Raw genomic sequence first — 23,824 nt, 5'->3', positions numbered from 1 at the left:
CGTTAAATCGACGTACTCCCCCTATCCATACTGCGACACATTTTTTAAAAAGGGGACCAGGTCCACATTCCAGGGCAATAACGCGTCGAGTTTTTCTTGCGTATCCGCCTCGCCGATGTGATCCAGCACATACTGGATATACGCCGTCGGCTCTAACTGATTGGCCTTCGCCGTTTCGATCAAGGAATAACACCCGGCACTGGCGCTGGCGCCCTGCGAACTGTCGGCAAATAGCCATGCCTTGCGACCGACCGCAAACGGGCGGATGGCATTTTCCGCCAACGCATTGCTGATGTTCACCTGCCCATGATCGCAATAGCCTATCAATTCTGCCCAGTGGTTGAGCGTGTAGTCCATGGCCTGACGGGTCAGCGATCCCTTCATTATCTTGCCGACATTCTGCTCCAGCCATAGTTTGAATGCCTTGAGCAACGGCAGGCTATATTGCTGACGGGCCAGGTATTTGTCCGCTTCACTGCGCCCCTGCAGGCTCCGTTCAATGCCATACAGTTTACCGATGTAGCCCAGCGCCACATCCGCTTTAGTGGGTTTGCCTTTGGCAGATTTTGCGCCCTTGGGGACCGCTTTGCCCGCTTCAATATATTTGCGCCGGGCATGATCCCAGCAGCCGATACGCACGAGATTGTTTTCACGGCACACCGCGTCATAACCGGCATAACCATCGGTTTGCAAAATACCGGTGAATCCCGCCAACAGGCGCACGGGAACACTACCCGCGCGGCTCGGGTCATACTCGAACAGCACTGAGGGTTTATCGGGGGGGCCACCGCGTATCACCCACATCCATTTGTCCGATTGGGCGGTTTTGCCTTCTTCTTTCAGCACCTGGATGCGGGACTCATCCATTTGCAGGTAACGGCCACTGTTTTGCACGTCACGCAACCTGGCCAGCAGCGGGGCAAATACCTTGGCTAACCGGATGATCCAGTGGGCCATATTGGTGCGGCCTACCGGGTGGCCACTGCGGGCAAGCATGTTTTCCAGGCGGTACAGCGGCAGCCCATCGGCATATTTGGCGACGATGATATACGCCAGCAAGGCGGTGGTGGCAAAACATTTGCCCAGCGGATGGACCGGGCGGCGGGCAGCCACAATAAACTCCTCGCCATCGCGGTCAAACACCGCTTTTTCCTGCCAGTATTCGATGACTTTTAATTGGGCGGGAATAAACGCCAGCTCTTCTTTAACCTTGCTGAAGAAGGTGGCGCGGGCGCCGGCTTTTTCTTCGTCGGACAGGCACAACTCCACACGTTCACGCAGCAGGTTGGCGGAGAAACCGCGTTGGCGTTTTTGGGTGCCAGACGGCGGTGGGGGCGGCGATACGTCATCCGGCAGTTGAGCCAACAAGGACTCCATTGCCACGTCCAGTTCGGCTTCATCGAACAAGGCAATCTGGTCAGTATGCCGCTCACTGCTGGCGGCAAACTGTTGGGCTTTTTTGAGGCGGAGCAGTTCTTCGAGTAGGGCGATATAACATTCGCGATGTTGAAGCTGTTGCTGAAGTTCCTCGACCTGCGCCAGCAATTCAACCGCAGATAAACTGCGGTTGTCTGGGTTTTCGGCTGGCGGGAAAGTGGGCGTTTTCATGGTTAAATTATAACAAAAACAGCCACCTGATGCTTCCTGTTTCGACTAATTAACGCCATCATAATGCAGTTTTTTATGCCCATTGAGTAGACTGATATCGTAACCATCAAGCAGCCAGTTAATCTGCTCCCCGGTCAGGGGTAACAGGTCATCGGCCAGACTGGGCCATTTGAACTTCTCCTCTGCCAGCGCCTTGTAATAAAGGACAAAACCATTGTCTTCCCACATCAGACATTTGATTTTATTGCGCTGGCGGTTAGTAAAAGCATACAGCGCCCCGGTAAAAGGATCGTGTCCCAATTCCTGTTCTATCAGCGCCGCCAGCCCGTTGACCTGCTTGCGGAAATCGATGGGTGCGCGATAAAGAAAAATCTGTGGCATCGCCAGCGCCGGGCGTAAGTCACGGTTACGCATCAGAGTTGCCTGAGAATAGCGCCCAGCAGGGAGACATTGCGGTCATTAAGACCGGTGATCACCAGGCCATTGGGCAATGAGAGTGTCAGCTCGGTTGGGGTGTCGACGTGGGTGATGTCGGCGGTGACTTTGGCAAACCCTGGGGCCCGCGCTTGAGTCGGGTTATCGGTACAATATTTTTGCCGCCAGTAAACAAACTGGTGGTATGTCAGCTGCTGTTGCTGGCAGAAAACCTGGCCAGAAAGACCGGATGCTTGCCAGGTGGTGATCTGTTCGCGCCAATAGTCGGCCCGCTGTTGAGATGTCATGATTGCGCCCTGCATTTATGGTAGACAGCGGCAGTGTGGCGCAGTTAATCACTGAAAAAAAGATGCCGATTTAAGGGCGCTTACGATTAATCGTGTGTGGCCTTAGCCCAACGATAACTGGCTTTCAGATGTTTAAAAAGAATGATGAGCAGCGTAAAGATTTTACTGCTGCCGCAGACATGGCTGATTTTTAGATCTTAGCTTCTATATAAATTAGAATAACTTTCAGCCACATTGTTCATTAAGTACTTTTCGTTCAAAACACCCGGTTTTTTATCATCAAATGAGCTCTTTTGAGTTAACACATTATAATTATTCACTAAGACATTTTCCAAATCACTTACCTCTCCTTTTTTAAATAGAGAGATATATTCAGGATGTTCAACGCTAAGCTCTTCATGTGGCGATATATCAGATAAAATACAATGTACCCCACAAGACAAAGCTTCAAGAACCGTATTCGGAAGTCCTTCATTATATGAAGGAGATATAAAAAAATCAGCAGCCACTAAATATGGAAATACATTATCTTTTCGGCCTAAAAACTGTACATTTTTCAAATTTGAAAATTTCTCAAAACTTTCAGCGTCTCGTTGCAATGAAGAATCGCCAATAAAGACAAAAACAAAATTACTTTTTGACTCCAATCGCTCCGCAACACTCAAGATATCAACAATACCTTTTCGAATCACAAATCTACCAATAAATAGACATACACAGAGATCATTACCATACTCATCTTCTAATTTTTTTCTAAAATGCTGCGCACAGTCGTTATTATCAAAACGATAAGGTTCTATGCCATTAGGGATCAGTACAACATTTTTTTCAGGAAGGAATTTTATTGTTTCCTGATATCCTTCATTATTTAATGCAACATAAATAGTTCTTTTTGAGCATATTGATACAATCAGGCTCTTTATTTTACTACTATTCATTGCACTGACTTCGCCGTTTGTTGATACTTTAACTATTACTTTTTTCTTCAGAAGAAGGCCAACGATAGAAACAACAAGCCCAAAAATAGACGTTGCATGGCAATGAATCACATCATATTTTCTTGATTTATAGAGTAAATAAAAAAATAAAATAATGCAAAAAAAGTACTCAGCAAGTACGCCAGTGCCAAATGGAGGCAGCCGTCTTATTCTTACTCCATCAATTGTTTCATTTTTTTTCAACAAAGGAGTTAGTCGCCTTGTAACAACTTCAACAATGTTAACATTCGGGTCAGCAGAAAATGCCTTTATTAATCTACTGCACTGAACCTCCGCACCGCCTAATATAGGGAAATAGCGAGGTAATACCATAATTACGTTAGTCATTGAACACCCGTATCAATTCGCTTAAAATTTTCTCTGACGCATAATTATCCAGAATAAAGTCACGAGTTTTATACCTATAAATATCTCGATATTCTTCATAGTTATCTATAAGACACGATAGTATATCAAACCATTCATCATTTGATGTTGCAGGATAAGCACCATTGACATTACCCAGAAGAATATTCTTATTCATTCCAACAGGACTTCCGACTACCATACTCCCACAAGATAAATGCTGTAACAATTTGAAACTACACTTTCCTTTCGTCCATTCATCCTCATCAAGGGGCATTAATCCGATATCAATTGATTGGAAATTTTTTATTTCATCAATCTCAGACCACTCTACGTACTCAACAGACTCATTATTATTAATAAAATCAAATTTCTTATCACATACAATTTTAATTTTCACAAATGAATATTTAGATAAGATATTTTCCAACACAGAGCTAATTAATTTGACATATTTCAGGTTTCCATGGGTACCAATCCAACCTAAAGTAATAATATCAGATTTATATTCTACAGCTCTTGGTTTGTATTTATCAACATTCACAGATGTAGGTATAACATATACATTACTATTATATTGCCTAAACCACTCGGCAAGATAATCATTCCCACAAATTATAGCATACGATCGTTGGGCTATTTTTTTTGCAGCAAAAGAGCCAAAAGGTGGATTTTTCCATATTGCATCATCGACATCCAATATAACCTTTTCTCCCAAAAACCCTTCCAGGGTGTAATACCCAGTGAGTAGTTCCCTATTCAGCCATACATAGTCGTATTTTTTTCTTCTGAAAATAATCGGAATACGTTGTAAAATTTTAATTATCTGCCATACAAAATATATTGGAAGATAGAATCTAGGATTATACTTTCCTAAAAAAGGAACAGATTTATTTTTATCTATAGGTGGACATGACTCAGTAACATAGAATCCTTTCTTATTAAGCCCGTCAATATGCTGTCTTATTCTAAATCTACTCGACGGTGTGTTTTTTCCTGAAGTAATAGCTAATATTTTCTTCATATTTCAGTGTCTAAACCTTAAACTTATCAAAAATAGAATAGTAACATTGACAAAATGATATAAGGCTACCAAAACACATAATCCCTCTACTCCCCATTTATGTGTAACGACATACTTAAGAGGTAAAAATATTGTGAAAGTTATACAAGATACAACAACTGGGATAGAATGTTTATTCACACAGTAAAAAACATTCGATATCACTTGCCCTAATAGCCCGGACACAAAGAAGAAAAATAGGATTGTAATTATATCGTTACCATCAGACAGAATTTTAAATATTTTTATTCTTGAAATGTAATCGATCATCGGTGTAAAGAAGACTAAAAAACCACAGAGCAATGCAAAATAAATCTGTTTTTTCAATCCATGGAAATAAATCTCATTGAATATTTTTTTATTGTTATTATTGATAGTAAGTTCTTTAATTAGAGGCGACACATACACTTTAAACCATACACCAAGAGCGGCAGTATATATTTGAGAAACCAGATGATATACAGCAATTCCTGTATTATTACTAATAATAAAAAACCTATCTATGACAGGCTCTGATTTATAGTATGCACTACCGCCAATAATCACTCTGACACTTTTAACGAAATATAAAAAATTTTTAAAAGAAAACTTACTCGCTGACAAATCATGTCTAATGAGAACTAGGTAAATTGCTATTTGAATTAGACTTCTGATACAAAAAATGAAATAAAATAACATCTCATTAGACTTCATGGTATAAAAAATACAAATAACAATAAGAAATGAAAAAAAGTTCAACACTTCATAAGACAAAACGCCTTTAGTTCTGGAATGACAATATGCGTAAGATTGAAAGACTATACCGATAGCCAGTGATAGGAAGTAAATAAAAAATGCAAAAGAAAAAAACAGCACTGCCCACTCATTAATATTTAAAACATAGCACCCAACGATATAAATAAACAAGAAAACTAATATACCCAGGATAGAAAAAAAAATAAGAAATGATGTTGCTGCATTTTTTATATCTAACTTATTATCCTTTATCGAAGAAAACTCAGAAATCAAGTAGCTGCTTATTCCACTTGTAGACATAGATATCACAACACCACATACAGTTACTCCCATATAAAATAAGTTAATCAATTGGCTAGAAAAAAGATTAGCGAAATAAAATTGCAAAAAAAGAGATGCGAGTAAACTACTTATACTTAAGATGAGGAATGGAATTTTATTTAATATCACCTAGTTTCCCCCTTACAGCATCGAGCAAACCTTTAAGCATATATTTAATTTTTCTTATTTTATCTTTTTCATAGAAAATAACAGAAACAAACTCATGCATTACCCTTAATACATTTAAATTAAAATAGCCTTTAGTCTCTTTAAAATACTTAAAAGACAAATAAAAACCATTTCTCACTATGTAATATTTTCTTATGTAATTATGATGATTAGGTTTAACTGTAATGCCAAATAACTTATGAACCTCTCTTTCCCCAATGGCATGGTTAAGACATTCATCATAATTAACCTTTATAATAAACCCAAATACTAATGCCTTTAGAGCAAATGCTGTATCAACATGATCTATTATTAATGACTCATCAAATGGACCTACCAGCTCCCATGCACGACGAGAAATACACATCCCAGAGGAGATACAGAAGTTCGTAGTGCCATCTGTAGATATTTTATAAAAATAGGGAGTCAATAAAACAAAACTGCCATAGACCTTAGCATTTCTATCATAAAAATTAGGGCAGGATATCTCTGATTTTTTCTCTTTACAGAATGAATACATTCCCAGGAAAAAGTCAGAAATTAGAGAGGAATCCTGATCCATAGTGAAGAAATAATCTACATCGCTATCTTCAAATAACTTTTCCGCCCCACGATTAAATCCTCCAGCAATACCGCCTTTGTTTCCATTATATATATAATAATTATTTCCGTTCGCTAACAACTCATTAAAATAAAAAACATTATCCACATCTGGTGTATTATCAACAATACATATTTTAAATTGGTTGTTGCCTACAATATTCTTCATATTATTGATTTGTTCTAGTGTAGGCTTATACCATACAACAACAATTCCTATCTTCATTATTTTATTTTCTCAGTCGCATATAAAAATAAAAACAATAACGTTCCATAAAAAATATAATATTAGTAAGCATTTTATCATTGAATACATTGAGACATAATACAGCATTAGTATAACCAAATAGAGTGCTCATTACGTCACTAATCACTATACTTCGTGTTTACTTCACCTGTTTTTCATCAAAAATAGCACCATCAGATGGCATACAGCATCAATGCTACTGCTATCAACGATTGCAATCCAACATGAGAAAGGACTGGGAGATCGAAGCGATCATCAAGGATACCGATTATCAGCAATCCGCTGCCACATGGCATGTAGATGTCAAAGGAAAGGGGTGAGTTAGCATGAAAAACGAAAATCACCCATAGCGATAGGTAGAGATCGAGATTCCTTCCTCCCGGGGGACGTGTCCTTGAGGCTTTTCCCGACTATTCGGTTTGTCAACTAACCCTATTTTCTTTGCAACTTTACGCACGACAAAAAGCATCACAAACACGCAGGCAAACACTCAAAGAATAGCGATTATCACTATCACGACCTACCTTTGTAGGTAGCCCAGCCACGCTACCGCCCTTGGCTTTCAGCTACCAATTCACTGTCCATTACGAAATGGTCCATTCCTGTAAAAATAATTTAATATCATCATGTTATTTAATTTAATGATGAAAAACAATGCCAGATATCAGTCAGTACCAAGAAAAATAACACCCTCTAAGCAAAAATAAATGCGTAAAAATGACACATATGAAAGAAACATTAAAAAGAATCTGAAAAATAACCTATCTCTTGCAATGTCACTCACTACGGGCATTGATGTATTGCGATACTCCCTGTATATGGAACCGTTTCTGTCAGACTAGCGGCTATTGTATTAACGATAGCATTCATTAATCAATAAACATCTACATTTAAAAGGCGCTTATACATCGTATAGGTTACTTACGAATGAGAAAAAACTACAACGCAAACCACCGAAATAACGGATCAAAAAATAAACCACTATCTCATTTAATAAAAACTGACGATAAATGAACACTGAATTTAATGAAACTTTAATTTAAAAATGGCTCGTAAAGCATCTCTCCATGATTCCGTGCATTACCGATAATTAAACCTTAAACAGATAAAAAATAATTTAATATCAACATATTATCATTATCTTATGTTTTAGTATCATCCATATTCACAATACTAATATTTTGCAATTCATGAAGATGGCCGCAACCAATAAATAACCATGCTAAAAAATATTAATAGCGCTATATGTCCATGCAAAATGGCATAAAGGTTCAGGGTTACTCGCCACGGATCTGGTCACGGTATACTTCACCACCAACGCCGGCATACATCATCTCCAGATAGCCACCATATATACCCCTGATCATTGAAGATGCTTGATTTTCAGGCAACAGAAGATCATGCTGTTCACCATGAAAATATTCATCACTGACCAACAAAAAGCTGAACTTGAGCGCCTTCACGATTCCAGTCGTGATAAACGTGTTTGCGATCGTATTAAAGCCATTCTTCTGGCTTCCGAAGGCTGGAGTTCGGCCATGATCGCTCAGGCTTTGCGGCTGCATCAGACCACCGTTGACCATCATATCAGCGAGTTTCTGAATAAAGGGAAACTGAAACCAGAGAATGGCGGTTCAGACAGTAAACTCAGTGCTGAAAAAACAGCCTCTTTAATCAGCCAGTTATCTGATAACGTATTTCATCAGACCCGTGATATTGTCGCGTTTGTCGCCCGGACATGGAACATCGTTTTCAGCGTTCCGGGAATGAATAAGTGGCTGCACCGTAACGGCTTTACCTACAAAAAACCGTCAGGTGTTCCCCATAAATTTAGTGAAGAGAAACAAAAACAATTCATTGAATATTATGAGGAACTGAAAGCAACTGCGGGTGATGAACCGGTTCTTTTTATTGATGCTGTCCATCCTACTCAGGCCACTAAAATCAGTTATGGCTGGATACGCAAAGGCCAGAGAAAAGCGGTAAAAACAACGGGAAGTCGTACACGGCTGAACATCATGGGGGCGCTGAATCTGAAGGCCCCGGAACACCCGCTAATCTGCGAATATAAAACGATTAATGAATACAATGTATCTCGTTTTTTCAATGAGATACGTAAGGTTTATCCTGATTATGGCCAGAAAGTTCATGTTATTCTGGATGGTGCAGGTTATCACCGTTCACAGTTAGTGAAAGAGTGGGCGGAGGTGGTAAATATAAAACTTCATTATCTCCCGCCGTACAGTCCGAACCTGAATCCGATAGAACGAATGTGGAAATTAATGAACGAACATGCCCGGAATAATCGCTACTTCAGCAGTAGCAGGGAGTTCAGGGATGCAATATCTGAATTTTTCAGCGATACGCTACCGGACATGGCGGGTTCTCTGACGTCCCGAATTAATGACCGTTTTCAGGTACTGAAATCTGCATCTTGAGGTTTATTGGGTATATCTGGCTATATCCCCTTGAGCCAACTGGTCACGGCGGTTCAACTGTAGATTGGTCAACAACACATCTGATGAAGTGACATATTCACGTATCCAGGTGCGTACACGAGGCAATGAGCTGAAACTATCGTCCCGAGAACAAAAACGGTTGGACACTGAACAGAACGGATTGGAGATATTTCGCTCTGGGCCATGTTTCCCCAGCCGATGCCCATAGTGAAATCAAAAGCCCCGAAGCGCTTACTGCCCACCACATATTCACTGTCAAACAGCCCGTTACCCGCGATATCACGGAAACCGATGGAAACCTGAGTAATCAAAGCCGTTTGCCAGTTTACATTCCCGGGTAGCGCCTGCTGTGTGTAAAACTGCTCCAAACGAGTACCATCGCCAGTTGAATGGAACGAGGAGCCTGATTGTCAATGTCGCAGCACCGGCGGCACAACTCGCTAGCAACAGGGTTGCGGTTATACGTTTAAACATCAGCATAAAAACCCAACACCAATATCCTGAAGGCATGCCATTGCGTTACAAATATGATATGTTATATTATAACATTAAATTCAAGGGGATCGCATGAGCAGCTTGTATTCCTTTTCCACACTCAGCCGGCTAGGCATCGTCTGCCCGTTGCTGGTCGTCTTGTGGTGCTTAATCTGGTGGGCGGTGTCATTGGCATGATCGCATTACATTCACTTTCATTTGGCTATCGCGGTCTGCCCGCTTTGGGAACGCTCAACGGCTGTTTTGACCGCGGTTCGCTGACCGCTATCGTCGGTGCCAATGGTTGCGGAAAATCTACGCTGCTGAAGACACTGACCGGCTTGCTACCGCCACTGGCCGGGCATTTTTGTCTGGCCCCGGAAGCCAGAAAGCACATTAGTTATTTACCGCAGCTGTCGGAGTTTGATCGCCAGTTTCCCATTAGTGTCAGTGACTTAGTGCTGATGGGCTGCATACCGCACTGCGGTATGTTTGGCCGCATTTCCAAACACTGGCGGCAGCAGGCCACACAGGCTCTCGACGCCGTTGGCATGTTACCCTTTTCCCATCATCGCATCGGCACGTTATCCGGCGGTCAGCTACAACGCATTCTGTTTGCTCGCCTGCTGGTGATGCAATCGCCGCTTATTCTGCTGGACGAACCGTTCACCGGGATCGATACCCAAACCACCACAGCACTACTGCGGGTTATTCAACAATTACACAAAGAAGGCCGTACGATTCTGGCGGTATTGCACGATCTGGATCTGGTGGAAAACCACTTTCCCCGCGTGTTGATGCTAAATGCGGAAGACCCTCGCTGGGGAGATTGCCATGAATTGCTGAGCGCTCCCTCTTCCCCGCTACCGGGCGTGCCATCATTAAGGGTGGTGCAATGACGTTATTCCATCTGCTAACCGAGCCGTTCAACGACTTCGGTTTTATGCGCCGGGCGTTGGTTGGTTGTGTGGCATTAACTTTCAGTGCCGCTCCATTGGGTTGCTTTTTGTTGTTACGTCGCATGAGCCTGGTGGGTGATGCTCTGTCCCATGCGGTACTGCCCGGTGTGGCTATCGGGTATCTCATTTCCGGTATGTCTCTGGTAGCGATGGGGATTGGCGGGTTTATTGCCGGGCTGGCGGTTGCCATGATGTCTGGGCTGGTCAGTCGCCATACCGAATTGAAGGAAGATGCCAGCTTCGCCGGATTTTATCTTGGTTCACTGGCGCTGGGTGTGACGCTGGTTTCCTTACGCGGTTCAAGCGTCGATCTACTCCATGTGCTGTTTGGCTCCATTCTGGCGATTGACCAGCAGGCCTTGTTGGTCATCGGCGGCATTACCACATGTTCAGTGCTGGTACTGACCATCATTTATCGGGCGCTGGTGATAGAATCCTTCGATGTTACATTCCTGCGAATTTCCTCTATCCACACTCGCGCCGTGATCCACGCGCTGTTCTTATCGCTGGTGGTACTCAACCTGGTCGCCGGATTCCAACTGCTCGGCACCCTGATGGCGGTCGGCATGATGATGTTGCCTGCCGCCTGTGCCCGTTTCTGGACGCAACGGCTGGCCACGATGCTGGCGCTGGCCGTTACACTGGGCAGTATCGCCAGTGTGATCGGCCTGTTCTGGTCTTACTATGCCAATTTACCTGCCGGACCAGCAGTGATACTCACCGCCACCTTATTCTTTTGTATTTCGGTATTTTTTGGTTCCAATGGCGGCATGTTACGTACCCGCTATTAATTATCACCACTCATGAGAGGGAAAAAATGAAACGTTCTGCTCTGGTTATAGCGCTATCCGGTTTACTGCTCAGCCCATTGGCGATGGCAAAAAATCTGGATGTTGTGGCGAGTTTTTCTGTATTGGGCGATATGGTCAGCCAGATTGGCGGCGAGCACGTCACCGTTACCGATTTAGTGCAGCCGAATGGTGATCCGCATGAATTTGAACCCACCCCCAAAGACAGCAAAACGCTGGCCAGCGCCAACGTCGTCTTCGTCAGCGGACTGGGTCTGGAAGGATGGATGAATCGCCTGATCAAAGCTTCCGGCTATAAAGGCCCGATTGTTACCGCATCCACTGGCATCCATCGTCTGAAAATGGATGAAGATGGCAAAACCGTGACGGATCCACACGCCTGGAACAGCATGGGCAATGGGATTGTCTATGCTCACAATATCATTGATGCACTAGTGAAGGCTGATCCGCAAAACGCGGATTATTATCGCCAACACGGGGAAAGTTATGTTCAGCAATTACAAAAACTAGATGATTATGCCAAGAAAACCTTCGCCAGCATTCCTAAAGAAAAACGCAAGGTACTGACCAGCCACGATGCTTTCGGCTATTTTTCCGCCGCTTATGGTGTGACGTTCCTGGCGCCAATTGGTTATTCCACCGAGTCGGAAGCCAGTAGCCAGACAGTCGCCAAGCTGATTACTCAAATTAAGCAAGAGCACGTGAAAAGTTACTTTATTGAAAATCAGACCGATCCGCGGCTGGTGAAACAGATTGCCAATGCCAGTGGTGCGAAGCCGGGTGGCGAATTGTTCCCGGAAGCCCTGACCGATAGCAATGGACCGGCACCCACCTATACCGCCGCGTTTAAACACAATGTGGACACCATTGCCGCCAGCATGAAATAACGCCCCGCCACCTTGCCCTGCCTGGAAAATCCGGGTGGGGTAATCCAATAGGCTTTTAATCTGCATACCGCCCTTCGATCAGCCAAGCTAAAATAAGGTTATTTATTCCGTACAATATTTATATACTACAAATGATTCAGGTTGCAGGAAGGTGGCTTGCAGCGGCCCCAAAAGGGCGATACCCAGGGACAGCGTAATTAAGCGCGGCCAGCACACATGCAACTTGAAGTATGACGAGTATATTTATTTCTGGCCTATATAAAGGGGAAAGAATGTTGAACTTCGGCGTATTTTGTGGTTCATCCATCGGTAATAATGCTATTTATCATCAAAAAACAGAGCACTTAATTAATTATTTAGTCGGGAAAGAGTGCAATATCGTCTATGGCGGCGGGAAAGTAGGATTAATGGGCTTGGTGGCCGATACAACGATAAAAAACAATGGGATTATTACCGGTGTCATGCCAAAACATCTGGTAGATAAGGAAATTGCGCACACCCAGCTCACTAAACTTATCGTTACTGATGATATGCATCAGCGTAAATCAAAAATGGCCGAATTAGCGGATGCTTTCATTGCATTACCGGGTGGCGCCGGAACCTTGGATGAGATTATTGAACAGTGGACCTGGTCTCAGTTAGGCATTCATAATAAGCCCTGCATTTTATATAACGTCAATGGTTATTTCACCGCGTTTATCGATTTCCTGCAAAAAGTGGTCGGTGACGGTTTTATGAAAAAAGACTATCTCGATATGCTTATTATTTCAGAGGATCCACAGGATATTCTGGAAAAAGCAATGACCTATATGCCACCACAGGCTAAATGGCAGAAATAAGCGGATCAATATACCCAAAAGGCGACAAGCGAACACAGCCAACGCCGCTGCGACGCGAAAGATGACGGGTATCACGCCATTCCCAGACTGATGCGTGGTTACATCCGGCTGGCAGGTAGAACCATCATGTTCCTGCCGGCCATCAGCGCACCGGCAAATTGATTTACCCCTGCCGAAGTAGTACCATTTCGATAATTTTCCTTATTCTATAAGTAGTTGGTTCTTCTATGCCAATCATTCAATCGGTAGAGCGCGCTTTACGTATTCTGGATCTTTTTAATGAATACGATATTGAACTCAAGATTACAGATATCAGCACCAAAATGGGCTTACACAAGAGCACGTTGCACTCCTTGCTGAAAACGATGCAAATGATGGGTTATATCGATCAGAACAGCGAAAATGGCAAATATCGGTTGGGAATGAAGTTGGTCGAACGTGGCAATTTGCTGATTAACTCCATTGATATTCGTGAAAAAGCGCGCAGCTACTTATTGGATTTATCCTCACAAACCGGCCAGACCACACACCTTGCCATCCTTGATGGTAAAGAAGGTGTTTATATCGATAAGGTAGAAGGCAAATTAGCAGTAATTACGTTTTCCCGTATTGGCCGACGCCTGCCTATTCACGCCACGGCAATAGGTAAAGCATTGTTGGCGTTTAATTCCGAACAAGACATTAATGCTCTGCTGAAAGATTATGTTTTTACCCGCCAGACACCCAATACCATTATTGATCGTGATGCTTATCTGAAAGAGCTGGAACTTGTCCGCCAGAATGGTTATGCGCTGGATAATCAGGAGAATGAACAAGGCGTTAGATGTATTTCAGTACCGATATGGAATCATTCACGTCAGATTATCGCCGCCATCAGTATGTCCACGCTGACCAATCGTGTGACCGATGCAGAAATCAACGACTATATTGTGTTGCTGAAAGCAGCGGCCAAAGCGCTTTCACAGCACCTCGGCTACAATGACGCTAACGGTTGAACCCGGTTGTTTCGCCTCATTCGGCGTCTCTTGAGCTTATCACCCGCTACTAGCAGTGACTCTGGTGGATAACGCACCAGAGTCGTTAGTCAGACAAGCCATCGATTAGGCAGGCATTTAATCAGACCACCATATCAAGCAGCAAAATCAGAGCCAGTCCGGCAACCGAAACAATGGTCGACAGCAGTGTCCAGGTAGCGAACGTCTCCTTCATAGTCAGACCGAAATACTCTTTTATCATCCAAAAGCCCGCATCGTTAACGTGAGAGGCTATCGCACTGCCTGCCCCGGTAGCCAACGTGACCAGCGCCAGATTGGCATGACTCTGCGCCAGGGTCGGAATGACCAGCCCGGCGGTGGAGATAGCCGCCACGGTGGCAGATCCCAGAGAAATACGCAGAATCGCCGCAACACTCCAGGCAAGCAGAATCGGGGACGCCGAAGAGCCGGAAAATAGCTCAGCCACATATTTCCCGACACCGCCATCAATCAGTACCTGCTTAAACGCGCCACCGCCGCCAATAATCAACAGCATGATACCGATATTAGCCGCCGCCACACCGCACGACGCCATCAGATCTTTCATCGCTATTCCCCGGGACAAGCCCATGGAATAGATGGCGAACAGCAACGAAATCACCATCGCGACAGAAGCATTCCCCAGCAGTTTAATTAATGCCAGCGCAGAATTATCCACCAACCCGGTTTCCTGTTGAATCATGGAAACGATGGTCGCTATCGACATTAATATTACCGGCAACATGGCGGTAAAAATACTGATCTTAAATCCCGGCGTATCCTCCAACTGGAAATTTTTGAGTGTTCCCAGTGAATCAATATTTCCGGTTTTCTTGAAGCCTTCTGGCACAATGACTTTCGCCACTCGGTTGAATACCGGGCCGGCCAACACGACAACCGGGGCGCCGACAAGAATACCGTAAAGCAGCACCGTACCAATATCCGCGCCATATTCACCGGCAATCATGGTCGGGCCGGGATGCGGCGGCAGAAAGCCGTGAGTCACTAATAGCGCCGCCGCCATAGGTATTCCCAAATGAAGAATAGAAACATTCAGTTGCCGGGAAATGGTAAATAATATGGGAATCAACAGTACCAGGCCGACTTCGAAAAATAGCGCGATGCCGACAATAAAGGAGGAAATAACCACGGCCCACTGAATATGACGTTCACCAAATTTATGGATCAAGGTTACCGCAATACGGTGCGCGCCCCCTGCGTCAGCAATCAGTTTTCCCAACATGGCCCCGACGCCGAAAATAAGTGCAATATGGCCCAGAGTTCCCCCCAACCCGGTTTCGATTGATTTAATGACACCGTTAAAAGGGATCCCCAGAGCCAGTGCAACCCCAAAGGCCACAATAAGCAATGAAACAAAAGTATTTAATTTTAACTTCATAATTAAAATAAGCAGAACAACGATACCGATGCAAACAATAAGCAGTGGCATATTATTAACTCCAGATTTTTATAGTATTAAAGGTAAGATTTATCATCGTTATTTATATTTCCCTGGTGATAAGCAGTATTCCCCTCCATAATTAATTGATCATGTAATGGATGCATTATTCATCTTTAAAATTGCAGTCGAATTGGCACATCTTTTTTTCATCTTTAAAATCATTAGAGATAAAAGCAATAAAACAAAGATAAAAAAACAGCGTAATGGGCTATGACGGATAACCGCCTATTATCTCTAAAGAGAGAAGGTCGTTATCGCGCCATATTGATCTTCAGTCAGACTGATTTATTTTTATCTGTGATGGAATTATTTATTCAACACAGCCATCCCCGCCTGTAACACACGGATAATTTCATCGGTATCATAAATGCACCCTTTCCAGGTCCCGCCGCTGACGGCCTGTAGTGCCGACCATAAGCGGGTATCATCGGGCAATTCAGGATGAGGCATCAAATCAGGATGAGAATGGCGCTGGGCCAGCACAGCCGCACCCTCTTCCGGCGTTAGCGGTTGTTGTTCACTGCCGATAAAATTAACCGACCCCACCAGCCGATCACGATCAATAATAATTTCAATCAGATCACCATCACGTAGTTTTCCAATCGGGCCACCGACCAACGCTTCAGGCCCGACATGACCAATACAGGCGCCGGTGGAAACACCAGAAAAACGGGCGTCGGTAATCAGCGAAACATGTTTACCATAAGGTAGATGCTTCAGCGCGGAAGTCACCTGATAAGTCTCTTCCATACCGGTGCCGGATGGCCCACCGCCCATGATCACCATAATATCGCCAGCATGGACGTTATCCTGTTTGATCGCCTTGATCGCCTGTGCTTCAGAAGTAAAGACATTGGCTTTGCCGGTATGGCGGTAGACACCATCCACCCCCACGACTGAGGCATCGATAGCCGTGGATTTGATGACGGCACCTTCCGGTGCGATGTTTCCCACCGGGAACGTAATAGTCGAGGTCAGTCCTTTATCATGCGCCTGCTGCGGACTCATGATCACCTCGTCAGGATGAATACCATCCAGCTCCTGCAAACGCTGGCGGAATATCGCCCGTCGTTCCGATTTTTCCCACCAATCCAGATTGGCGCCCAGTGTTTCACCGGTAACCGTCAGCACATCTTCATGCAGCAATCCCAGTTGGCGCAGATGGAGCATCACTTCCGGTACGCCACCGGCAAGAAACGCCCGCACCGTCGGATGATAGACCGGGCCATTAGGCAGCACACTGACCAGACGCGGAACCCGGCTGTTGACGGCGGTCCACTGCTCCACTGTAGGTATACGGCATCCTGCCGCGTGAGCAATGGCCGGAATATGCAACAGTAAATTCGTCGAGCCACCGAAGGCCGCATGGACAGTCATCGCATTTTCGATGGCTTTATCGGTCAGGATATCTCGGGTCGTCAATCCTTTACGTTCCAGTATGAGTGCCGCACGCGCAGACTGACGTGCAATCTCCAGCCACACTTCTTGCCCCGAAGGAGCCAGCGCCGAATGGGGTAACGCCATGCCCAATCCTTCCGCCACGACCTGCGATGTGCCAGCCGTGCCAAGAAATTGGCATCCGCCTCCCGGTGACGCACAAGCACGACAGCCGAGTTCCGACGCCTCTTGCAGAGTCAATTCATGGTGGGAGAAACGCGCACCTATTGTCTGCACTTTACCGGCGTCGTCCCCATGAGTTGGTGGCAATGTTGCGCCGCCCGGTACAATAATCGTCGGCAACCGGTGCATAGACGCCAGAGCAATCATCATTGCCGGCAAGCCCTTATCGCAGGTAGCGACGCCGATCACCGCTTTGCGGGTGGGCAGTGAGCGAATCAGACGACGGAACACGATCGCCGCATCATTACGGTACGGCAGAGAATCGAACATTCCGGTGGTTCCCTGCGAACGGCCATCACAGGGATCGCTGATATAACCCGCAAACGGTACACCGTGATGACGGGTCACTTCTTCGGCGGCGGCACGCATTTGCATACCGATTTCCCAGTGACCGGTGTGGTATCCCAACGCAACTGGTGAACCGTCGGTGTTACGGATCCCGCCCTGCGTGCCCAGGATCAGCACTTCGCTGCCCAGCATCTTGTTCGGGTCCCACCCCATACCGGCATTGAGTGTCAGACCAAAGATATTGCCGCTTGGCGAGTCGATGAGCATTTCCGGCGTCAGCGGCAAAGCCCCTTGCGGCCCGGCAGCGTGCGTATGAATATCGTAGATCTGTGCATTATCGTGATTAAAAATAGTCGAAATAGACATGGCTTATTCACTTATCAGTATTGAATGATCATTATCATTTTCATGGGTAACGATGGTAACGACGCCCATCCGCAGCGTTATACCCAATAGATTTCAAGATACAGGAAGGCGGCAAGAGAGAGTCCCGATGAACTTACTCAAGTAAGTGATTCGGGGACATAAACGCAGCCAACACACCTGCAATTTGAAAGACAACGGGCATATGTCATTCCCCTGGCAAAACACCTGCATCAATCAACGTTTGCTTAACCTGCGCTTTTCGTGCCGCATTCAGCGGTTGAGTAGGAGGCAAACAGGTGGTGGAAATATCCAGACCACACAGGCACATCGCCTCTTTCACTACGTTAACAAATGGGCTGTCTATCTGATAAAGCCGCGGCAATTGTAGAATAATTTTATGTTTTTCCATCGCCTGAACCGCATCACCGACACAGACCGCCTGATAAAGCGCAACCGACAGTTGCGGAGCAAAGTTGCTGCTGGCGGAAATAGCGCCATCGCCTCCCAATAGCAATGTATTGAGCAAGTGGTCGTCAAATCCGCAGAATACGCTGAAATTTGGGTGTGCCGCCTTAACGATAGTGATCATGTCGCGCAGATGGGCAACCGAATCGATGGTGTCTTTAATGCCGACAATATTGGCATACGCATCGACGAGGCGTTTTACCAAATCAGGATAAAGATCCTGTCCGGTGAGATTCGGAAAGTTATACAGAATGATCGGCAACGTTACCGCCTGGGCAATCGCACCGTAATAGCCAAATACATTTTCTTCCGTGATTTGCCAGTAATACGGATTGATAGCCACGATGGCATCGGCACCTGCCAATTGCGCATGCTGGCTCAGCGCCACGGCTTCACGGGTATTGGTACTGCCTACACCAATCAGCACCGGTACGCGCTTATTCACGATACGGACAGCCACCTCCGCCAGTTGCATACGTTCAGCCGCCGACATCTGTGAAAATTCGCCACCGGTGCCGAGAAAAAACAAGCCATTGACGCCAGCCGCAATCAGATTGTCGATCACCCGCTGCATGCCCGCCTCATCCAGTGATCCATCCGTAGAAAAGATCGAGGATACCGGGGGAATAATCCCGGCGAATTTTGTGGCAGAACTCATTTAACCGCTCCTTACATCATCAAACTTAGAGAAGGGAAGGCATCGCCTGATCACAACAATCGATATGTGTCAGTCGATCTTCATTGATATTTTGTTTTATATTATAGAACTCAGTTCTACATTAACGAAATGATACTAACACTGCAATTTGTGGTGAGTAAATAACCATGCTGATGATAAGTCCTGGAAATGGCTTGCAGATCACAAAATAAAATACGAGCACAATAACTAACAAACGTTATCGTATTTTTTTAATATATTGATATACATAGATTATGTATGGAAAAACGCCATATCAATACGGCGTTATATTGTGGGGACTCAATGGTATGAACGATGCCTGCTGCTTCATCATACCGATACGATGAAGCAGACATTACTGGTCAGGCGAAAAGTGGATGAATTACTTATTCAGACGTTGCCCACTGGCCTGATCGAAAATATGAACAGCATTTTCTTTCGGACGCAGATAAACCTGATCACCTTGTTTCAGCGCCAGACGCTGTTTTTGGCTGATGGTGATACGTCTGCGATCACTAAGCAGACAGAAAATATGCACATCGCTGCCGGTGTTTTCAATGACATCCACCTGCGCAGCGATGGCGCCTTGCGGGTCTTCCACAAAATCAAACTGCTCTGGACGCACGGCATAAACAATCTGCTGACCAGACACCACACTGACCTCCTCTGGCACCGGCAAAACCGTATGTTCATCCAGTTGCAGCATCAACCTGCCGTCACGTTCAATCGCCCAGGCGGAAATCTGGTTGATCTCCGGTGAGCCGATGAAACTGGCCACAAAGCGGTTGGCTGGTCGGTCATACAACTCCAGTGGCGTACCCGACTGCTCGATCACCCCATCCCGCAGCACCACAATCATTTCACCCATGGTCATGGCTTCAATCTGATCGTGCGTCACATAGACGGAGGTCGTATGCAGACGCTGATGCAATTCACGGATTTCTGCCCGCACCTGAGTACGCAGTTTGGCATCCAGGTTAGACAACGGTTCATCAAACAGGAACACCTGAGGATTACGCACAATGGCACGCCCCATCGCCACACGTTGCCGCTGACCGCCTGAAAGCTCCTTCGGCAAGCGGTCGAGCAATTTCTCCAGCCCTAGCAGTGCCGCAACATCATCCACTTTCTGGTTGATCGTTTTCTTTGGCATCTTCGACAACTTCAGGGCAAACCCCATATTTTCCCGTACCGTCATTTGCGGATAAAGAGCGTAACTCTGGAATACCATGGCGATATCCCGCAACTTGGGCTCCTGCTCCGTCACATCCTGACCGTTGATATACACCTGCCCACCAGTGACGTCCTCCAGGCCGGCAATCAGCCGCAGCAGTGTGGACTTTCCGCAACCACTGGGCCCCACCAGCACACAGAATTTTCCTTCCGGAATCTCCAGCGACACATCACGGATGATTTTTGTGTCGTCAAAAGACTTACTGACGTTTTTCAGAATGACAGAACCCATAACTATCCTCAGTATTCTTTATGCGGCATGATGCACCGCTTTAACGCTGTGTGCAGCCCCGTTCAGGAACGGCATTCCCCTGGAATATCAACCTTTAACCGCACCGGACATAATGCCGCGGTTAAAATATTTCTGTAATCCGAGATACACGATGGCACTCGGCAACATCGCCAGCAGCGTGATGGCGATAAACACGTTCTGTGAACTGTTTTCATCCGAGCTAAGTACCCGCAGCATCACCTGAATGGTGTACATGCTTTCATCGTTGACCACGATCAACGGCAACAAGTATTGATCCCAGATCATGATGAAGCCGAAAATCACCACTGTCCCCAGCGCCGGACGAACCAGCGGCAGAATAACGTGGAAGAAAATCTGCCACTCGGAAGCGCCATCCACCCGGGCGGCATCTTCCAAATCTTTGGGAACAGCGGACATGAATTCGCTCAGCACGAAAATGGAAAACGCCCACCCAACAATCGGCAAAACCATGCCCAGATAACTGTTGGAAATAGAGGCGTCAAAAACGGGCAGTTTCCAGTTGATGATCACATACAGCGGAATGGCAATGACCTCTTCCGGCAGCATCATGGTGGAAAGAATGATCAGGCCGACAATCGCCGCGCCGCGGAATTTTTTGCGCGATAGCGAATACGCAGCCAGCGAGCTGACAGAGACTTGCAGTATCAAACCAAACGCCACAACCACCAGCGAATTAAGCAGATATTTCCACACCCCGACACTCATCCATGCCTGTCGGAAGTTATCCAGTGTGAAATGTGCCGGCCACAGTAGCAGTTCCCCCGGCTTCACGGTGACACCGCTGAACGCGGTCATAATAATTCCCCAAAAAGGGCCAACGAATATCATCAGTACCGCCGCGTAAATAATGCCGCAACCGACGCGATCCCGCATTTTCATTTTCATAAGCATTACCCTATTTACTCAGACTGGCGATGTCGGTCATTAATACTTCACGTAGCGCTTCTTGATCAGGAAATGAAGCATGGTGAGCAATACCGTGAAAATAAACAGCACGAAAGACACTGCCGAGGCATAGCCATAATCGAACTGGATAAAACCTGCTTTATAAATTTGCGTCATGATCACTTCTGTCGAATCAGCAGGTCCGCCGCCGGTAGTGGCATAAACTTCGGCAAACACCCGGAAGCCACGAATGAAAGAGAGCATGATGATGACGGAAATCGCCGGGATCAGACCAGGCAATGTGACATAGCGCAGACGCTGCCAGCGGCTGGCGCCATCCACATTGGCGGCGTCATACAATTCACGGTTAATCCCCGCCAGTCCGGCAATAAAAATAACCATGTTATAGGGAACGGCTTTCCAGATTTGCAACAGCATTACTGTCAGTAACGCCTGATGGGGATCGGTCAGAAATCCCTGCGGAGCAATATGAAGCCAGGAAAGAATATGGTTCATGACACCATCTGGCGTAGGGTTAAACAGAATTTTCCACATTTCCGCGACAATTGCCGCACTGGTAATCGCCGGCAGGAAAATAGCCGTGCGAATAAAACGTAAATGTCGAGCCGGACCTTCCAGCACAATCGCCAGAAAGAAAGCAATAAAGGCTGATACCAGCGCCGTGACCACCACGTTAAGTAGAGTATTTATCGTCGCATGGTATAAATCACCGTCCGACAATAAACGCGTGAAATTACTTACGCCCACCCATTCATCCGGCTGGCCGAAGTTCACCTTATAAAAACTCATTATCATTCCCTGTACCATGGGAATGAATTTAAACCACGTAAAAACAATTAATGCCGGCGCCAGAAATATCCACGGCGTCAATAATCGTTTTATTTTTGGGTTAATGATACTCATACATACCGCCCTGAATGGAAACGACGCGGTGCCACATGGTGGCTGTGGCACCGGAGAGAAACGCTTATTTTGCCAAAACTTTCTGTTTGCTCAGTTCAGCATTCACCTTGACATTCAGTTTTCCAAGCGCGGCCGGAATATTGGAGCTGCAATCAGACAATATCCGGTTAAACCCGTCGGCGGTTAATTGGCGAATCGGTGTCCAGTTGGGTACAGCCGGAACATAACGCCCATCAGTGGCATACTGCTCTGCAAAGACTTTCCAGCGCGCATCGTGGTAGACCGCGTTGGCATCAATGGTTTTATTCACCGGCAGACGAACAATGGGTTCGTTTGGCATACCGACAGCCATGCCGATCTTCTGCCCTTGTGGTGAAATCATGAAGTCGATGAATTTGGTCGCCAGCGCTTTCTGCTTTCCGCTTTTCACCAGATAGATGGCTTCACCTTCCGCAATACTGGCTTGGCTGGCCGGGCCACGCGGCGGTTTCACCACTTCAAACTTGTCCGAACCAGGCTCCTCGGAAAATACCGGTAGACTGTAAGGACCAGACAACACCATCCCGATCTGACCAGACCGGAACGCATTGGAAACATTAGAGGTAACCGCGTTGATAGCGCCCGGCTGAACCAGCTTTTCACAGACCATACCGCGCATGAAGGTCAGCGCATCCACGACGCCTTTCCCGTCCATAGTAGCTTTGAAGCCGCCATTTACCGGACGAACAAATTCACCACCAGCCTGCCAGATGAAAGAGGAGAGAACCCAACTGGTGTAACCGCGGGTGGAAGACCCTGGCAAACCAAAACCATAGGTATCGTTCTTACCATTGCCATCGGGATCTTTCAGTGTGAAGGCTTTCGCCAACGCCTTCAGATCGGCCCAGGTTTTCGGCTGAGGCAATCCCAGTTTTTCGCGCCAGTCCTTGCGGATATACAATGCAGAGGCCTGTACAGACGTCGGGATACCGTAGTATTTTCCATCGTCGTATTTCAGGCTGTTAAGCGCTGTGGGTTGAAGATCCTTGCCATTGGCAAGACTGGCTGGATCGATAGGATCGACAATACCCAACTTGATAAGCTGCCCCATATAAGCGGCGTCATTAATGATCAGATCCGGCAGTGTATTACCTATCGCTGCCCGTGCCAGACGCTGTTCGAAATCGGTACTGGCACTGAAGTAGTTGATTTTGATGCCAGTCGTTTTCTCAAATGCCGTCGCTTCCTGCTCATAAATAGTCCGGGCATTATCGTTGGCACGAATCCACACTTGTAATGTATCGGCAGCATGAGCGGTCAGGGTACTGCTGGCCAATAACGCGGTAATCACAGCTTTGGTTAATATCTTCATTTTTTGATTCTTCCTCGTTTCCCGTCTGGC

General features: G+C 45.9%; 20 protein-coding genes and 1 pseudogene. 6 read left to right on the top strand and 15 right to left on the bottom strand.

Features of this window, described 5'->3' with window-relative positions:
- Positions 1–21 precede the first annotated feature (21 nt).
- The 7 genes from tnpC to RS889_RS03795 form a co-directional block, all read right to left on the bottom strand.
- Positions 22–1,608, bottom strand: a complete 1,587-nt coding sequence (gene tnpC / locus RS889_RS03825) for an IS66 family transposase (protein ID WP_315707817.1) — start codon at positions 1,606–1,608, stop codon at positions 22–24.
- Between the two features lie 45 nt (positions 1,609–1,653).
- The gene (tnpB, locus tag RS889_RS03820; RefSeq protein ID WP_290180505.1) at positions 1,654–2,022 is read right to left on the bottom strand and encodes an IS66 family insertion sequence element accessory protein TnpB; all 369 of its coding nucleotides are present in this window, start codon (positions 2,020–2,022) and stop codon (positions 1,654–1,656) included.
- Entirely contained in the window at positions 2,022–2,330 is a 309-nt protein-coding gene (gene tnpA / locus RS889_RS03815) for an IS66 family insertion sequence element accessory protein TnpA (protein ID WP_290180506.1), read from the bottom strand. The genes tnpB and tnpA overlap by 1 nt, the downstream gene beginning before the upstream one ends.
- Positions 2,331–2,527: 197 nt before the next feature.
- Positions 2,528–3,655, bottom strand: a complete 1,128-nt coding sequence (locus RS889_RS03810; protein ID WP_315709379.1) for a glycosyltransferase family 4 protein — start codon at positions 3,653–3,655, stop codon at positions 2,528–2,530.
- Positions 3,648–4,697 (bottom strand): glycosyltransferase family protein, encoded by a 1,050-nt coding sequence (locus RS889_RS03805; protein ID WP_315709378.1) that lies wholly within the window; start codon positions 4,695–4,697, stop codon positions 3,648–3,650. Before RS889_RS03805 ends, RS889_RS03810 begins: the two co-directional genes overlap by 8 nt.
- Positions 4,698–4,700: 3 nt before the next feature.
- The gene (locus RS889_RS03800; protein WP_290180527.1) at positions 4,701–5,921 is read right to left on the bottom strand and encodes a hypothetical protein; all 1,221 of its coding nucleotides are present in this window, start codon (positions 5,919–5,921) and stop codon (positions 4,701–4,703) included.
- Positions 5,908–6,786 (bottom strand): glycosyltransferase, encoded by an 879-nt coding sequence (locus RS889_RS03795; RefSeq protein WP_315709377.1) that lies wholly within the window; start codon positions 6,784–6,786, stop codon positions 5,908–5,910. Before RS889_RS03795 ends, RS889_RS03800 begins: the two co-directional genes overlap by 14 nt.
- 1,433 nt (positions 6,787–8,219) lie before the next feature.
- Here RS889_RS03795 and RS889_RS03790 point away from each other — a divergent pair.
- A complete protein-coding gene (locus tag RS889_RS03790; RefSeq protein ID WP_315710871.1) occupies positions 8,220–9,245 on the top strand; it encodes an IS630 family transposase in 1,026 nt (341 codons plus the stop codon).
- On the opposite strand, the pseudogene RS889_RS23740 reads toward RS889_RS03790, so the two are convergent.
- Positions 9,238–9,562: pseudogene (locus RS889_RS23740) on the bottom strand (YjbH domain-containing protein); the annotation flags it as partial. The gene RS889_RS03790 and the pseudogene RS889_RS23740 overlap by 8 nt on opposite strands.
- A gap of 372 nt (positions 9,563–9,934) precedes the next feature.
- On the opposite strand from RS889_RS23740, the gene RS889_RS03780 reads away from it, so the two are divergent.
- The 5 genes from RS889_RS03780 to RS889_RS03760 all read left to right on the top strand — a co-directional run bounded on the left by RS889_RS03780 (position 9,935) and on the right by RS889_RS03760 (position 14,229).
- Complete coding sequence (locus RS889_RS03780) at positions 9,935–10,639, top strand: metal ABC transporter ATP-binding protein (protein WP_315709376.1); 705 nt, start codon at positions 9,935–9,937, stop codon at positions 10,637–10,639.
- The gene (locus tag RS889_RS03775; RefSeq protein ID WP_315709374.1) at positions 10,636–11,490 is read left to right on the top strand and encodes a metal ABC transporter permease; all 855 of its coding nucleotides are present in this window, start codon (positions 10,636–10,638) and stop codon (positions 11,488–11,490) included. The genes RS889_RS03780 and RS889_RS03775 overlap by 4 nt, the downstream gene beginning before the upstream one ends.
- Positions 11,491–11,516: 26 nt before the next feature.
- Positions 11,517–12,395: a metal ABC transporter substrate-binding protein gene (locus RS889_RS03770; protein WP_315709373.1), complete on the top strand. Its 879-nt coding sequence runs from the start codon at positions 11,517–11,519 to the stop codon at positions 12,393–12,395.
- Positions 12,396–12,667: 272 nt separating this feature from the next.
- Positions 12,668–13,234, top strand: coding sequence for an LOG family protein (locus RS889_RS03765; RefSeq protein WP_315709372.1), 567 nt, complete (start codon positions 12,668–12,670; stop codon positions 13,232–13,234).
- 227 nt (positions 13,235–13,461) lie between these two features.
- A complete protein-coding gene (locus tag RS889_RS03760; protein ID WP_290180537.1) occupies positions 13,462–14,229 on the top strand; it encodes an IclR family transcriptional regulator in 768 nt (255 codons plus the stop codon).
- 121 nt (positions 14,230–14,350) lie between these two features.
- Here the strand turns inward: RS889_RS03760 and RS889_RS03755 are convergent, their stop codons facing one another.
- From RS889_RS03755 to RS889_RS03725, 7 genes are all read right to left on the bottom strand, one after another.
- Positions 14,351–15,697, bottom strand: a complete 1,347-nt coding sequence (locus RS889_RS03755) for a gluconate:H+ symporter (protein ID WP_021017083.1) — start codon at positions 15,695–15,697, stop codon at positions 14,351–14,353.
- 318 nt (positions 15,698–16,015) lie between these two features.
- On the bottom strand, positions 16,016–17,983 hold the full coding sequence (locus RS889_RS03750) for a YjhG/YagF family D-xylonate dehydratase (RefSeq protein ID WP_315709369.1): 1,968 nt from the start codon (positions 17,981–17,983) through the stop codon (positions 16,016–16,018).
- Positions 17,984–18,188: 205 nt separating this feature from the next.
- Positions 18,189–19,106, bottom strand: coding sequence for a dihydrodipicolinate synthase family protein (locus RS889_RS03745; protein WP_021017085.1), 918 nt, complete (start codon positions 19,104–19,106; stop codon positions 18,189–18,191).
- A gap of 403 nt (positions 19,107–19,509) precedes the next feature.
- Positions 19,510–20,592, bottom strand: a complete 1,083-nt coding sequence (locus RS889_RS03740; RefSeq protein ID WP_021017086.1) for an ABC transporter ATP-binding protein — start codon at positions 20,590–20,592, stop codon at positions 19,510–19,512.
- Positions 20,593–20,679: 87 nt separating this feature from the next.
- Entirely contained in the window at positions 20,680–21,519 is an 840-nt protein-coding gene (locus tag RS889_RS03735) for a carbohydrate ABC transporter permease (protein WP_021017087.1), read from the bottom strand.
- A 39-nt stretch (positions 21,520–21,558) separates the two neighbouring features.
- Positions 21,559–22,443 (bottom strand): carbohydrate ABC transporter permease, encoded by an 885-nt coding sequence (locus RS889_RS03730; RefSeq protein WP_315709364.1) that lies wholly within the window; start codon positions 22,441–22,443, stop codon positions 21,559–21,561.
- Positions 22,444–22,507: 64 nt separating this feature from the next.
- Positions 22,508–23,794 (bottom strand): ABC transporter substrate-binding protein, encoded by a 1,287-nt coding sequence (locus RS889_RS03725; RefSeq protein ID WP_315709362.1) that lies wholly within the window; start codon positions 23,792–23,794, stop codon positions 22,508–22,510.
- Between the last annotated feature and the right edge of the window lie 30 nt (positions 23,795–23,824).

It is taken from the genome of Brenneria uluponensis, from assembly GCF_032395385.1.
Lineage (GTDB): Bacteria > Pseudomonadota > Gammaproteobacteria > Enterobacterales > Enterobacteriaceae > Prodigiosinella > Prodigiosinella aquatilis.
Note: the sequence above shows the minus strand (reverse complement) of the source record. Positions and strands in the feature narration are given on the sequence as shown.

Excerpts from the sequence above, each read along its gene's own strand:
- RS889_RS03780 (WP_315709376.1), top strand. The coding sequence starts at position 9,935 with ATGATCGCATTACATTCACTTTCATTTGGCTATCGCGGTCTGCCCGCT.
- RS889_RS03750 (WP_315709369.1), bottom strand. The coding sequence starts at position 17,983 with ATGTCTATTTCGACTATTTTTAATCACGATAATGCACAGATCTACGAT.
- RS889_RS03740 (WP_021017086.1), bottom strand. The coding sequence starts at position 20,592 with ATGGGTTCTGTCATTCTGAAAAACGTCAGTAAGTCTTTTGACGACACA.
- tnpB (WP_290180505.1), bottom strand. The coding sequence starts at position 2,022 with ATGCGTAACCGTGACTTACGCCCGGCGCTGGCGATGCCACAGATTTTT.
- RS889_RS03760 (WP_290180537.1), top strand. The coding sequence starts at position 13,462 with ATGCCAATCATTCAATCGGTAGAGCGCGCTTTACGTATTCTGGATCTT.
- RS889_RS03755 (WP_021017083.1), bottom strand. The coding sequence starts at position 15,697 with ATGCCACTGCTTATTGTTTGCATCGGTATCGTTGTTCTGCTTATTTTA.
- RS889_RS03810 (WP_315709379.1), bottom strand. The coding sequence starts at position 3,655 with ATGACTAACGTAATTATGGTATTACCTCGCTATTTCCCTATATTAGGC.
- tnpA (WP_290180506.1), bottom strand. The coding sequence starts at position 2,330 with ATGACATCTCAACAGCGGGCCGACTATTGGCGCGAACAGATCACCACC.
- RS889_RS03745 (WP_021017085.1), bottom strand. The coding sequence starts at position 19,106 with ATGAGTTCTGCCACAAAATTCGCCGGGATTATTCCCCCGGTATCCTCG.
- RS889_RS03725 (WP_315709362.1), bottom strand. The coding sequence starts at position 23,794 with ATGAAGATATTAACCAAAGCTGTGATTACCGCGTTATTGGCCAGCAGT.
- RS889_RS03805 (WP_315709378.1), bottom strand. The coding sequence starts at position 4,697 with ATGAAGAAAATATTAGCTATTACTTCAGGAAAAAACACACCGTCGAGT.
- RS889_RS03730 (WP_315709364.1), bottom strand. The coding sequence starts at position 22,443 with ATGAGTATCATTAACCCAAAAATAAAACGATTATTGACGCCGTGGATA.
- RS889_RS03775 (WP_315709374.1), top strand. The coding sequence starts at position 10,636 with ATGACGTTATTCCATCTGCTAACCGAGCCGTTCAACGACTTCGGTTTT.
- RS889_RS03765 (WP_315709372.1), top strand. The coding sequence starts at position 12,668 with ATGTTGAACTTCGGCGTATTTTGTGGTTCATCCATCGGTAATAATGCT.
- RS889_RS03735 (WP_021017087.1), bottom strand. The coding sequence starts at position 21,519 with ATGAAAATGAAAATGCGGGATCGCGTCGGTTGCGGCATTATTTACGCG.
- RS889_RS03790 (WP_315710871.1), top strand. The coding sequence starts at position 8,220 with ATGAAAATATTCATCACTGACCAACAAAAAGCTGAACTTGAGCGCCTT.
- tnpC (WP_315707817.1), bottom strand. The coding sequence starts at position 1,608 with ATGAAAACGCCCACTTTCCCGCCAGCCGAAAACCCAGACAACCGCAGT.
- RS889_RS03770 (WP_315709373.1), top strand. The coding sequence starts at position 11,517 with ATGAAACGTTCTGCTCTGGTTATAGCGCTATCCGGTTTACTGCTCAGC.
- RS889_RS03795 (WP_315709377.1), bottom strand. The coding sequence starts at position 6,786 with ATGAAGATAGGAATTGTTGTTGTATGGTATAAGCCTACACTAGAACAA.